Origin of the sequence: Rathayibacter rhapontici, from assembly GCF_001995175.1 — a bacterium.
Lineage (GTDB): Bacteria > Actinomycetota > Actinomycetes > Actinomycetales > Microbacteriaceae > Rathayibacter.
In genome coordinates this window covers 1-13,051 of the sequence record NZ_MUKN01000039.1, presented here as the reverse complement: position 1 = coordinate 13,051, position 13,051 = coordinate 1, and the positions used below count along the sequence as shown (strand labels likewise).

Below are 13,051 nucleotides of genomic sequence, written 5' to 3'. Positions count from 1 at the left end.
ACCCTCCTCTGCTGATCGAGTAGCCCGCGCAGCGGGCGTATCGAGATCCGCGTCCCCCAACGGGTCGGCCTCCGGACCGCTCCTGGCGCGTTCCGCCTCTGGATGGCGCGATCATGCCGGTGGTGTCGGTGGTCGTTGGTGTCCTCTTCGCATGGTTCTTCTGGATGTCGAGGCGAGGCCCGCGGGCGGCGGTCCGAGCGTGCGCGAGTGCTTCGACGACGCCCTCGTGGCCGCTGTCGGAGCCGCGTGCGCCGTCGACGCGTTCCGCGCGCGAGCCGAAGCCGAGCGGGCGGAGCTGATCGAGCTCGCCCGCCGCACGGCGATGACGCTCCCGGATGCGCTCGTCGATCCGAGCGTGCAGGTGCACGTGGAACGCGAGGAGGCGGCGATGCGCGCGCTGGTCGCGGAGCTCGCGACCGGCATGCGGGTGTCCGAATCCCTGGCGGGTGTCCTCGTGGAGGAGAGCCGGATGCTCGTCAACGAACTGCCGGACACGCTGACGGCTCTGCGCGAGGCCGCGATCGCACCCGAGCACACCCGCGTGATCATCAGGGCCGCGCTCGAGCTGCCGGTCGAGGTGCGCAGCCGCTTCGACGACGCCGCAGCGGCCCTCGCCCGGGAGTGCACTCCTCCGCAGCTGCGGCGCCGGCTCAGGTCGCTGCGCGAACGTCTCCACCCGGAGTCGCTCACCGACCGGCACCAGCGCTGCGCCGCACGCCGCGGCGTCTGGCTCGACGGCGACCTCGACGGCATGGCCACCTTCCACCTGCACCTCCCCGCTCCGGAGGCGCACGGGGCGTTCGACCGCATCGACCGAGCCGCCCGCAGCCTCAAAGACCTCCCCGACGAGGAGCGCACCCTCGGACAGCTGCGCGCCGACATCACCACCGCACTCCTCCTCGACGGCGAGACCCTACCGGGCCCCGATGGTTCGCCGGCGACGGCGATCCCGCGCGGGACGCGCCCCCGCGTCTCCGTGACCGTTCCCGTCCTGACCCTCCTCGGACGCTCCGACGAACCGGGCGTCCTCGACGGCTACGGCCCCATCGACCCGGCGACGGCCCGGCGCCTGGCCGCCGATGCGCCCTCTTTCACCCGGATCCTGACCCATCCCCAGACCGGGGCAGTCCTCTCCGTCGGGCGGACCACCTACCGTGTCCCCGCCGACCTCCGCCGCGCCCTCGCCACCCGCGACGCCACCTGCCGGTTCCCCGGCTGCACCCGATCCGCCCGCGACAGCGACATCGACCACGGCACCGAATGGCAGCACCAAGGACGCACCGACGCCGACAACCTCGCCCACCTCTGCCGGCACCACCACCGACTCCGCCACACCACCACCTGGCAGGTCCGACACCGACCCGGCGGCGTCCTCGACTGGACCAGCCCCACCGGACGACACCACACGACCGCGCCGGAGCCACCGCCGCAGCCCTTCCCGATCACAGATGCCGGGAGACTGCCGGTCGACGACGATCCACCTCCGTTCTGAGGAAGGACGGTGACGCGCTTCTCGAGCACGAGCGGGAGGAGCGCACCGGCATCGTTCGCGACCGTCCAGCGGGTCGCGACGAGCCGAGTCCGGCGGATGCCACGTGCACGCCGACGAACACACCGTCGGGACGGTCCCCGGGAAGCCACCCGACCGCCTCAGGGCGTCGTCCGGGTCGAGCCGCTCCTCCGCCGACGCGACGGATGCCTCATCGAGCCTTCCCAGCAGCGGCAGCCTCCACGGGAAGGATGGATCAGTAGCAGCGAAGGGAGACGGGCGTCCCGGCGCATCGGCGAGCTCGTCACCTCGACGATGTCGAGGTGTGCCGACCCTGTGCTCCACGGAGAGGCCGGACGGGCCGCAGACCGACGGATCGCACTCGATCGTCACTGCGAGCACAGCGAAGCAGCCGAACCCGGTTCCGTCGTGGATGCGAGCGGAGGGTGTGACAGCGCGGAGTGACCGGGCCACGATCACGGTGATCGCGCACCGGGCAGCGGCGATCCGATCCGGAGCAGCCGAGTGACGCCGCTGATCTCAGCCACATCCTCGAAGGGAACGCCGTCGCCGAGCAACCCCGCGGGACGAGCCGTGCCCGTCCTCAGCGCTCCGAGCGCCCCCGCGCCCGGTCGCGGGCGAACAGGTGACCGGCGAAGGCCAGCGCGGCGCCCAGCGCGAGCCCGACGCCCACGCCGGCACCCACTCCGATGCCCGGGAACACGAGCGAGCTGGCGATCCCGAGCAACAGTCCGACGACCGCGCCTCCGACGGTCCAGAGCACGATCAGTCCTCGCGCTCCCACGGAGCGGCGATCGGGTAGTACTCCTCGAGGAACCCGATGACGGCCTTGGTGCGCGCCTCCGCCGAGATCTCGGGGAAGCTGCCGTCGTTGAGGCAGAAGAAGTCGACGCCTCGGTTCTTCAGCAGCTTCTTCATGTCCTTCAGGCCCTGGTGCATCGTCGTGTCGACGTACTTGACCTTCGCGTTCTCCTGCACGACCGCCCGGCCGGTCATCAGCGCGTAGTAGTGGTACAGCGAGTTGGTCACGGACACATCGCTCGCCGAGCGGAAGCGGCTCGCGGCGGTCGCGGTGAACTCGGGCTCGAACTCGGTCTCGAGCTCGCTCATGACGCTCTTGCGCAGCGGAGTCGCGGCGTGCTCGAGGTGACGGGTGGTCATCGCTCCGAACCGCTCGCGCAGGAGGCGCCGGTTGACGCGCGCGGCGTTCTCGAAACCGCTCCGCGAGGAGTTCGAATCGCCCATGCCGATGCGCGTCGTGGCCTCGATGAACTTCGTGATGCCTCCGGGCGAGAAGAAGATCGACGGATCGACCGGGCGCCCGAAGAACATGTCGTCGTTGGAGTAGAGGAAGTGCTCGGCGAGACCGGGGATGCGGTGCAGCTGGCTCTCGACGGCGTGCGAGTTGTGCGTGGGCAGGACCGACTGGTCGCGGAAGTGGTCCTCGCTGCGCACGAGGGTCACGTCGGGGTGCTCGTCGAGCCAGCGGGGGCGCGGCGAGTCGGTGACGATGTAGATGTGCCGGATCCACGGCGCGTACATGTAGACGCTGCGCAGGGCGTACTTCAGTTCGTCGATCTGGCGGAACCGCGCCGGGGCGTCGTCGCCCTCGCCCACGACGTAGCTGGCCATGCGGGCCGCCCGGGCGCGCTGGAACTCGAGATCGGTGCCGTCGACCCACGAGAAGACGATGTCGACGTCGAAGCGGATGTCGCTGACGAGCGGCTCGAACATGCCCTCGAAGGTCGGCCACGTGCGGCCGTAGGCCTCGACGTGGGCGTCGATCGCCTCGGCGACGGGCAGGCTGTTGCGCATGAGGGCGTTCTCGGCGGGGGTGATGATCTCCTCCTCGCCCACCTTCCACAACTCCAGGCGCACGCCGCTGCGGGCGCCGTAGCGGAGCGATCCGGTCGAGGAGACGCGGGGGCGGAAGAGCGAGAAGACGTGGGCGCGCGGATACGGCGCGATCATGCCCTCGGCGATCAGGTGCGGCGGGGTCCCCCGCTTGTCGAGGGTCTTCACGTAGAAGGGCTCGGTCGCGAAGGCGCGGGAGAGCAGGGTGGCCAGCTCGGTGCCGAGCGAGCGGTCGACGGCGAGGAACGGCGAGCCGTCGGTGCCGCGGATCAGCCGGTAGGGGAACTCGGCCTCGTCGAGGACCTCGCCGATCGCGATCAGGTCCTGGGTCCACGCTGCCTTGGGCGTCGTACTCGAGTTCACCAGCGAGAACAGACCGGCATGGACGACCACGTCGTCGCGGTCGAAATGGCGGGGACGCAGGAGCGGTGACGGGAGAGCGCGGACGGAAGGCATGATTCACATTATCCGCCGCGCGTTACCGCCGGTTCACCTTGACAGGGCGTCGAATCGCGCGAACGCCTCGTCGGCCGACCGTCCCGCGGCACGGGCACGGTGCCCCTCCTCGGCGAAGGCGACGCCGAGGGCGGCGGCGGGCTCTCCGAGACGGGTCGCCCGCGCCGCGTGCTCGCCCAGTGCACGACGTGCAGCGAGGGCGTCGCGCTGCTCCCCGAGAGCGTCCGCGATGTCCTCGGCCGCGCTGCCGAGGCGGTGGGGCGCCGACCCGACCGCCGACGGGACGACGGCCCGCCAGGCCTCGACGACGTAGCGCAGCCGCTTGGCCGCCTTGCGGACCTCGTGGCGGTCCGTCCCGCCCCGCGCCGTCCCGAGTCGGTCGAGCTCCTTCTTGAGCGAGCGCTTCACGAGCTTCTTCGGGCTCGAGGCGGCCTTCGCGAGCCGGGGCGGATCGCCCAGGAGCTCGTCCAGCGAGGCCAGCAGATCGAGGTAGCGGCCGCCGCGCAGGGTCCGTGCGACGCGGCGCACCGCGACGCCGTGCCTCCGCTCGACCTCCTCGAGGATCGTGCCGGGCGGCACCGCGGCCGCCGGGAGCTGCTCGGCGGCCTCGTCGAGGTCGCTCCGGAGCCTCGCCCCGAGCACCTCCTCGTCGCGTGCCGCGCCGAGCACCGAGCCGAGCCACCGCAGCTCGTCCCGGATCGGGTCGGTCGCGGTGCGGTCGAGCACGGAGCGGGAGGCGGCCAGGACGCTGCGCAGCCGTCGGCTGAGCGTCCGCATCCGGTGCAGGGCGTTCTCGCTCTCGAGTCGGACGAAGGGGTCGACCGCGCGGAGCTCGCGCAGCAGTGCGGCGATCGCGGCGAGCGCCGCCTCTCCCCCGTCGCGCGGGGCGGGTCGTCGGTCGTCGATCGGTCCGCCGGTGGCGCGGGCGAGCTTCGAGGCGCTCTCCGCCGGCCGGGCACCGCCCGCCAGCAGGCGCTCCTGGATCGCATCGAGCACGGCCTCCCCCTCGGGACCGGACGCGTCGACGAGCTCGACCTCCCACTCGCGCCACCGCCGCTCGACTCCCGTGCGGGCGTCGACAGCGACCACGAGGTCGTCGGCGACCTCGGCCAGCTGGCGACCCGACGAGTCGAGCACCCGGGTGATGCCGCGCCGGGTCTCGAGGAGGGCCAGCGGCTCGAGCCGCGAGCGGCCCACGTGGCCGAGCACCGCCGAGCGGATGACCGTGGGCACCGCACTCGACTCGGTCAGCGGCGCGTGGATCTCGGTGCGCCCCGCCGAGCCCGGCAGCTTCACATGCCAGCCCTCGTCCGCCCCTCCTGCCCGACGCCGCAGCGTGATGCGGCCTCGGGAGAGGGCTCGCCCGGACGTGTCGAAGTACTCGGCGCGGAGCGCGACAGGGGTCTCGCGCTCGATCGCGGCCACCGCCCCGGCGCCCACGAGATCGGGCAGCGCGGTGTCGGCGCCGACGTCGTACTTGCGCTCGACCTCCGTCTGCGTGTGCGAGGCGCGCTGCGCGGTCGGAGCGGGCTTCTTCGTCTTCTTCGCGCTCGGCATGGTCCATTCTGCGCACGGCGGAGCGGTGCCGCGCACCCGGGGGCGCCGAGGAGCCGCTCCGGCCTAGGCTGAGGGGATGACTGCGCCCGTCCCGCCCGTCGCCCGCCGCATCCCCCTGGAGCGCCGTCATCACGGCGACACGGTCCTCGATCACTACGAGTGGCTGCGGCGCAAGGAGTACACCGAGGTCCTCGCGCACCTCGAGGCCGAGAACGCCTACACCGACGCCGTGCTCGAGCCCCTGGCACCGCTGCGCGAGCGCCTGTTCGAGGAGATCCGCTCGCGGACGAAGGAGACCGACCTCTCGGTCCCCGTGCGCGAGGGCGGCTGGTGGTACTTCTCGCGCTCGTTCGAGGGGCGCCAGTACGCCGTGCACTGCCGGGCGCCGATCAGCGGACCGGACGACTGGACCCCGCCCTCCCTCGGCGAGGGCGGCGAGCTCCCCGGCGAGCAGGTCGTCCTCGACGGCAACGCCGAAGCGGAGGGGCACGACTTCTTCTCGCTCGGCAGCTTCGACATCAGCGCCGACGGCCGCTACCTGCTCTTCGGCACCGACGTGGAGGGCGACGAGCGCTACACCCTCCGCATCCGCGACCTCTCGACCGGCGAGGACCTCTCCGACGTCGTCGAGGGCACGGGCGGCGGAGCGACCTTCGGCGCCGACGCGCGCCACGTCTTCTACCCGACCGTGGACGAGTCCTGGCGGCCCGACACGGTCTGGCGGCACGAGGTCGGCACCGACTCCTCCGCCGACACCGTCGTCTTCTCCGAGCCCGACGAGCGCTACTGGATCGGCGTCGGCCTCACCCGCAGCCGCCGCTTCCTCGTGATCGAGATCGGCAGCAAGATCACCAGCGAGTGCCTCCTGCTCGACGCCCAGGACCCGACCGGGGAGTTCCGCTCCGTCTGGCCGCGGCGCGAGGGAGTGGAGTACGAGGTCGAGCACGCCGTCCTGGACGGGCGCGACCGCCTCCTGATCGTGCACAACGACGACGCGCTCGACTTCGAGATCGTCGAGGAGCCGGCGGACCTCTCCCTCGACGCCGCCGAGCGAGCCGCGCAGCGCCGCATCGTCGTCCCGCACCTGCCGGGCCGCCGGATCGAGGGCGTCGACGCCTTCGCGGGCCACGTCGTCGTCTCGTACCGGTCGGAGGGAGCGACCAGGCTGGGGCTCCTGCGCGAGGGCGCAGGTGCGGCCACACTCGACGAGGTCGTCTTCGACGAGCCGCTCTACGACGCGGGGCTCGCCGGCAACCCGGAGTGGGAGCAGACGTCCCTCCGCCTCGCCTACACCTCGTTCGTCACTCCCTCGACGGTGCTCTCGCTCGACTTCGCGACCGGCGAGCGCACCGTGCTCAAGCAGCAGCCGGTGCTCGGCGACTACGACCCCGAGCGCTACGTGCAGCGCCGGGAGTGGGCGACGGCCGAGGACGGCACGCGGATCCCGCTCTCGCTGGTCTGGCGCCGCGACGCCGCCGACCCCGACACGGCCCCTGCGCCGCTGATCCTGTACGGCTACGGCTCCTACGAGGCGAGCATCGACCCCGGCTTCTCGATCCCCCGGCTCTCGCTGCTCGACCGCGGAGTCGTCTTCGCGATCGCCCACGTCCGCGGCGGCGGCGAGATGGGCCGCTCCTGGTACGAGAACGGCAAGACCCTCTCCAAGAAGGCCACCTTCACCGATTTCGTCGACTCGGCCCGGCATCTCGTCGAGTCCGGCGTCACCACTCCGGAGCGACTCGTCGCCCAGGGCGGCTCGGCCGGCGGTCTGCTGGTCGGCGCGGTCGCGAACCTCGCTCCGGAGCTGTTCGCGGGCGTCCTCGCGCAGGTGCCGTTCGTCGACGCGCTGACGTCGATCCTCGATCCGTCGCTGCCGCTGACGGTCATCGAGTGGGACGAGTGGGGCGACCCGCTGCACGACGCCGAGGTCTACGCCTACATGAAGTCGTACTCGCCGTACGAGAACGTGCGGGAGGGCGTGCGGTACCCGCGGATCCTGGCCACGACCAGCCTCAACGACACGCGCGTGCTCTACGTGGAGCCGGCGAAGTGGGTGGCGCGGCTGCGCGAGGCCGGCGCTCCCGCGCTGCTCAAGATCGAGATGACGGCGGGTCACGGCGGCGTGAGCGGGCGGTACGAGCGCTGGCGCGAGGTGGCGTTCGAGTACGCGTGGACGCTCGACGTGCTCGGGCTGTCCTGACGGCGGACGCGAGCTCCCGGTCCTGATCGGGGCCGGCGGCTCCGGATCGCAGCGCCCTGCCGCAAGCCCCAGCCTGGCGTCGTCCGCGACGCGTAGGGTTCGGGGTGCCGACGAAGGGGAAGAGCATGAGCGCAGGCCTGTCGATCGACCGGATCGCCGCATGGGTGGCGGATCAGAGGTGGTACGCGAGCAAGGGGCGGCGCCCCGAGCTCGAGGTGCGCGGCGCGTGGACGCTGCACCCCGACGGCGGTGAGGTGGTCGACCACCTCGTCATCGACACGGCGGGGACGAGCCCCGTGCTGTACCAGGTGCCCGTGACGGTCCACCCCGCCCCGGTCGCCGGTCTCGAGGACGCGCTCGTCTACTCCGACGGCGAGCGGTGGGTCTACGACGCACCGCGCGACCCGTTCTTCGCGCGGGCGCTGCTGGCGATGATCGCCGACGGCGGCCGCTCCGACTCCGACGGGGCCGAGGGCGGAGCCCGTGCCGAGGGCCACCGGCAGCCCGGTGCCGTGATCGGCGCCTTCGCCTCGTCGAAGGTCCTCAGCGGCGAGCAGTCGAACACCTCGATCATCGTGTCGACCACGGCCGAGGACGGCTCGACCGGGACCCCCGTGATCGTGAAGGTCTTCCGCGCCCTGCACCACGGCGACAACCCCGACGTGACCGTGCAGTCGGCGCTCAACGCCGCCGGCAGCGCTCTCGTGCCGCCGGTGATCGGCAACGTCACGGGCGAGTGGGACGACGAGGGCGAGCCGACCGGCCGGGCCTTCGGGCACCTCGCCTTCGCGCAGGAGTTCCTCCCCGGCGTGCAGGACGCGTGGCGGGTCGCCCTCGAGGCGGTCGCCGCCGACTCCGACTTCACCGGCCCCGCGCGAGCGCTGGGCCTGGCGACCGCGAGGTGCACGCCACTCTCGCCGACGTGCTCGAGACCCAGGAGGCGACCCCCGAGGTCGTCGAGCGCATCGTCGCGACCATGCGCCGCCGCCTCCGCATCGCCTCGTCCGAGGTCCCGGTGATCGCCGAGGACTCCGAGGCGATCGACGCCGTCTTCCGCGCCGCGGCGAGCACTCCGTGGCCGCTGCTGCAGCGCATCCACGGCGACTACCACCTGGGCCAGGTCCTGCTCGTCCCCGGCCGCGGCTGGGTCCTGCTCGACTTCGAGGGCGAGCCGCTTCGGCCGATGAACGAGCGGCGGATGCCCGACGTGGCGCTGCGCGACGTCGCCGGCATGCTGCGCTCCTTCGACTACGCCGCCGGAGCGCACGAGCAGTCCTCGCCCGGATCCAGCCGTGCCGAGTGGGCCGCGGCGAGCCGGGCAGCGTTCCTCGAGGGCTACGCCGAGCGGGCGGGCGGCGCCGTCGAGGCGCACCGCGCCGTCCTCGACGCGTTCGAGCTCGACAAGGCGGTCTACGAGGCGATCTACGAGGCCCGCAACCGGCCCGAGTGGCTGTCGATCCCGGTGACGGCCGTGCAGCGGCTCGTCGGACGCTCGTAGGGTTCAGGTATGAGCAGCCACGACAGCACCCCCGACCGGACGCCCGCCGACGAGCCCCTCGACCCGCTGAGCGACTTCAGCATCCCGGGCGACACCGATCTGCACACCGACGGCGACGCCTCCGGTGCCGACGGCGAGAAGGTCGCCGAACCCGGGACCGAGGACTGACGCCGGGCGCCGGGGAGTCGGCTAGAGCCAGCCCCAGCGCTTGAACAGCCCGTGCAGCACCACGCTCGAGGCGACCATCAGGCCCAGCGCGGCGGGGTAGCCCCAGGCCACGTGCAGTTCGGGCATGACGTCGAAGTTCATGCCGTAGACGCTCGAGATCATGGTCGGCGCGAAGAAGATCGCAGCCCAGGCCGAGATGCGCTTGACCTCGTCGTTCTGCTGGTTGCCCGCCTCGGCGAGGCGCTTCATGTCCTCGTTCTGCCGCTGCGCGACGAGGGTCGCGTTGACGGCGAGGATCTCGCGCAGGGTCGTGCGGAAGCCCTCCACGCGCTCGTCGACCACGGCGACGTGGTCGGCGACGTCGCGCAGGTAGCGCCGGAGCTCGACGTCCTCGCGGAAGACCTCGAAGTCGGTGACGAGGCGGCCGAGCATGCCCGTCAGCGGGCGCGTCGCGCGCTGGAAGTCGAGGACCTCCTGGCTCAGCTCGTAGATGCGCCGCGACACCGCGGGGTCCCCCTCGAAGACCTGGGCCTCGATCTCGTCGATGTCGTTCTCGAGCCCCGCGACGACGGGCGAGTACTGGTCGACGACCGCGTCGAGGATCGCGTAGAGGACCGCGACGGGGCCCTTCCGCAGCAGCTCGGGGTCGGCCTCCATCCGGCGCCGCACCAGCGAGAGATCGGGCTTCTCGGAGTGGCGGACGGTGACGACGAAGTTCGGACCGACGAACAGGTGCAGCTCGCCGAAGTCGACCTCCTCGCGCTGATCGGCGTAGCTCGCCGCGCGCAGCACCACGAACATGTCGCTGCCGTAGCGCTCGAGCTTGGGGCGCTGATGCGCGCTGATCGCGTCCTCGATGGCGAGCGGGTGCATCGAGAACTCGTCCTCGAGCGCCGCGAGCTCGGACTGCGTCGGGCGGTACAGGCCGATCCACGCCATCGCGTCCGGGAGCTTCTGCAGGGCGGCGAGCGCCTCCGGGATGCTGCCGGGCGAGACGATGCGCCGGCCGTCCTGGTAGATGGCGTTGTCGACGGTGCTCGTGCGCTGCGGCGCCTCGACGGGCCGGAGCCGCTCGATCGGGGCGGTGTCCTCGGCGGCGGCGCGCGTGCGCGAGCCGAGCCCGAGGGAGGGGACGCGGGGAAGCTTCACGATCGACTCCTCTCGCCTTCGCCGACGACCCATTGTGCACCTCCCGGTGAACAGCGGGTGTCCGAGGCCGATGCTCCCGCGCGCGGCCGGGCGGTCGGCCGGTGTCGGAGGCTCTCAGTAGCCTGGAGCGAGTCATCGGGGGCCACCCCGCACGCCAGGAGGGACGACGTCGGTGAAGCTGCTCCACACCTCCGACTGGCACATCGGCCGCACCTTCCACGGGCACTCGAGCGTGCCCGCGCTGCGCCTCGTCCTCGAGGCGCTGGTGACCACCGTGCGCGAGGAGGCCGTCGACGCGGTGCTCGTCGCGGGCGACGTCTTCGACTCCGCGGTGCCGGCGGGCGAGCACTACGCCCTGCTGACCCGCACGCTCGAGCAGATCCGCGGGGCGGGCGCCGAGGTCGTCCTGACCAGCGGCAACCACGACTCCCCCGCGCGCCTCGGCTTCCAGGCGGGCCTGCTGCGCACCTCGGGAGTGCACGTCCTCACCGATCCCGAGGCGTACGCCGAGCCGGTCGTCCTCCGCGACGAGCACGGTGAGGTCGGCGTCTACGGCATCCCCTACCTCGAGCCGGCCCTCTACCGCCACCGGCACCCGGAGGAGGCGCTGCGCCGCCACGAGGACGTGCTCGCGTTCGCGATGCGCCGCATCCGCGCGTCCGCCGAGGCCGCGGGCCGCCGCTGGGTCGTCCTCTCGCACTGCTTCGCGGTCGGAGCTCCCGCGGGCACCGTCGAGCGCGACATCACCGCCGGGGGCATCGACTACGTCTCGGTCGACCACTTCGCCAACGCCGACTACGCAGCGCTCGGCCACATCCACGGCCGGGCCGAGCTGCTTCCGAACGTCCGCTACTCCGGTGCGCCCCTGCACTACTCCTTCGGCGAGGCCGCGAAGCCCCGGGGCGGCTGGCTCGTCGAGCTCGGCGCCGAGGGGCTCGAGGAGGTGCGCTGGTCGCCGCTGCCGGTCCCCCGCCGCCTCAGCGTGATCGAGGGGCGGCTCGACGAGCTGCTGGCCGATCCCTCGCTCGCCGGGAAGGAGCCCGACTGGGTCTCGGCCGTGCTGACCGACGAGGTGCGGCCCCTGGACGCGATGGCCCGGCTGCAGTCGCGGTTCCCGGGCTGCGTCGCCCTCGAGCACCGGCCGCCGACCGCGTCCGCCGTCGAGCCGACCGCCTACGCCGAGCGGATCCGCGGGCGCAGCGACGTCGAGATCGTCGACGACTTCCTCGCGCACGTCCGGGGCGAGGGCGCTTCGGACGCCGAGCGCGAGATCGTCCTCGACGCTCTCGCCGCGGTCGACGCCGAGGCTCTGCGGTGAGGATCCGGCGCCTCGCCTTCGCCGGGCTCGGCCCGTTCCGCGACCCGCAGGAGATCGACTTCGACCGTCTCGAGGACGTCGGCATCTACCTCATCGCCGGCCGGACCGGGGCGGGGAAGTCGACGATCCTCGATGCGATCACCTTCGCCCTCTACGGCTCCGTCCCGCGCTTCGACAGCACCTCGGCACGGCTCCGGAGCGATCACAGCGCGCCCGAGGACGAGACCTTCGCCGAGCTCGACTTCGAGGCGGCCGGACGGCTCTTCCGGATCCGCCGCTCCCCCGAGTACGAGCGCCCGGCCAAGCGCGGGGGCGGCACGACGCGGCAGGCGGCCAAGGTCTCGCTCCTCGAGTGCGTCGGCGGCGCCTGGAGCGGCGTCTCGTCGAGCGCGAAGGAGACGGGGGTCGAGATCGGCCGCCTCGTCGGCCTGACGAAGGACCAGTTCCTGCAGGTGATCCTGCTGGCCCAGAACCGGTTCCACGAGTTCCTGCTCGCGAAGAACGATGAGCGGCAGAGGCTGCTGCGCACCCTCTTCGCGACCGAGCGCTACGAGCTGCTGCGCCGACGGCTCCTCGACCAGCGCCAGGAGAGCGCCGCGTCGCTGGAGGAGGAGCGGGCCGCCGTCGCCGCCCTCGCCGACGAGGCTCGCCGCCTCGGTGGCACGGAGGAGGCCGAGGCCGTCGACGCTGCGTGGTTCGCGGGCCTCGTCACCTCCCTCGAGCCGGCGCTCCTCGAGGCGCGAGCGGAGGTCGAGCGGGCCGACGACGCGCAGATCGAGGCGCGGGCGGCCCTCGACGCCGCGTCGCTCCTCCGTCGAGCCCAGGACCGCCGCTCCCGAGCGCTGCGCGAGAGCGAGGAGCTGGCGGTCGCCCGAGTCCCTCGTCGTCGCCCAGCGCGAGCGCGTCGAGCTCGCGCGTCGAGCCGACGGAGTGCTCCCGGTGCTCCGGTCGGCGGCGGCGGCCCGGACCGCGGCCGAGGGCGCGGCCGTCGAGCGCGACCGTGCAGCCGAGCTGTTCGTCGCCGTGCTCCCGGAGCCCGCCGATCGGGCGGACGCCGCCGAGTGGTCGGAGGTTCTCGGGCGCCGGCTGGGAGCACTGGCGGAGGCCCTCGGCGAGGAGCGCCGGATCCCCGACGCGAGAAGGCCGTGGAGCGGGCCGAACGCGCTCGTGCGAAGGCACTCGCCTCGCTCGAGCGGCTCGACGCAGAGCTGAAGGAGCTGCCGGTCCGGCTCGACGTCCTCGCCGCCGAGGAGGAGTCGCTGACTCCCGAGGCGGCGACCGTCGCCTCCCGCGCCGACGAGCTCGCCGCGCTGGAGCGGCGGATCGCTGCCGCCGCCGAGC

At 72.7% G+C, this 13,051-nt stretch carries 11 protein-coding genes; 7 read left to right on the top strand and 4 right to left on the bottom strand.

Translation table 11 applies throughout. The annotated features are described in order from the left end of the window. Positions 1–151: 151 nt before the first annotated feature. A complete protein-coding gene (locus tag B0T42_RS12975) occupies positions 152–1,492 on the top strand; it encodes an HNH endonuclease signature motif containing protein (RefSeq protein WP_077223514.1) in 1,341 nt (446 codons plus the stop codon). Between the two features lie 601 nt (positions 1,493–2,093). Here B0T42_RS12975 and B0T42_RS12965 read toward each other — a convergent pair. The 3 genes from B0T42_RS12965 to B0T42_RS12955 are packed head-to-tail and all read right to left on the bottom strand — an operon-like array spanning position 2,094 to position 5,377. Continuing rightward, a complete protein-coding gene (locus B0T42_RS12965) occupies positions 2,094–2,273 on the bottom strand; it encodes a hypothetical protein (RefSeq protein ID WP_139344511.1) in 180 nt (59 codons plus the stop codon). A gap of 2 nt (positions 2,274–2,275) precedes the next feature. Beyond that, a complete protein-coding gene (locus tag B0T42_RS12960) occupies positions 2,276–3,820 on the bottom strand; it encodes a stealth family protein (RefSeq protein WP_077223511.1) in 1,545 nt (514 codons plus the stop codon). Between the two features lie 33 nt (positions 3,821–3,853). Further along, on the bottom strand, positions 3,854–5,377 hold the full coding sequence (locus tag B0T42_RS12955; protein WP_077223510.1) for a CYTH and CHAD domain-containing protein: 1,524 nt from the start codon (positions 5,375–5,377) through the stop codon (positions 3,854–3,856). Positions 5,378–5,453: 76 nt separating this feature from the next. Between B0T42_RS12955 and B0T42_RS12950 the strand changes: the two genes are divergently transcribed. The 4 genes from B0T42_RS12950 to B0T42_RS20115 all read left to right on the top strand — a co-directional run bounded on the left by B0T42_RS12950 (position 5,454) and on the right by B0T42_RS20115 (position 9,243). Further along, positions 5,454–7,577: a S9 family peptidase gene (locus tag B0T42_RS12950; RefSeq protein WP_077223509.1), complete on the top strand. Its 2,124-nt coding sequence runs from the start codon at positions 5,454–5,456 to the stop codon at positions 7,575–7,577. A 125-nt stretch (positions 7,578–7,702) separates the two neighbouring features. Further along, on the top strand, positions 7,703–8,596 hold the full coding sequence (locus B0T42_RS12945; RefSeq protein WP_236720274.1) for a maltokinase N-terminal cap-like domain-containing protein: 894 nt from the start codon (positions 7,703–7,705) through the stop codon (positions 8,594–8,596). Further along, the gene (locus B0T42_RS21425) at positions 8,500–9,075 is read left to right on the top strand and encodes a hypothetical protein (protein WP_236720273.1); all 576 of its coding nucleotides are present in this window, start codon (positions 8,500–8,502) and stop codon (positions 9,073–9,075) included. Before B0T42_RS12945 ends, B0T42_RS21425 begins: the two co-directional genes overlap by 97 nt. A gap of 9 nt (positions 9,076–9,084) precedes the next feature. Next, positions 9,085–9,243 carry a hypothetical protein gene (locus B0T42_RS20115; RefSeq protein WP_158078128.1) on the top strand — a complete coding sequence of 53 codons (159 nt, stop codon included), beginning with the start codon at positions 9,085–9,087 and terminating at the stop codon, positions 9,241–9,243. A gap of 21 nt (positions 9,244–9,264) precedes the next feature. On the opposite strand, the gene B0T42_RS12940 is transcribed toward B0T42_RS20115, so the two are convergent. Next, positions 9,265–10,392, bottom strand: a complete 1,128-nt coding sequence (locus tag B0T42_RS12940) for a magnesium and cobalt transport protein CorA (RefSeq protein WP_446737380.1) — start codon at positions 10,390–10,392, stop codon at positions 9,265–9,267. 172 nt (positions 10,393–10,564) lie between these two features. Between B0T42_RS12940 and B0T42_RS12935 the strand changes: the two genes are divergently transcribed. Next, positions 10,565–11,710, top strand: coding sequence for an exonuclease SbcCD subunit D (locus tag B0T42_RS12935; protein WP_077223507.1), 1,146 nt, complete (start codon positions 10,565–10,567; stop codon positions 11,708–11,710). Beyond that, on the top strand, positions 11,707–13,051 hold a 1,345-nt coding region (locus B0T42_RS12930; protein ID WP_139344510.1), incomplete at its 3' end, for an AAA family ATPase. The genes B0T42_RS12935 and B0T42_RS12930, both read left to right, overlap by 4 nt.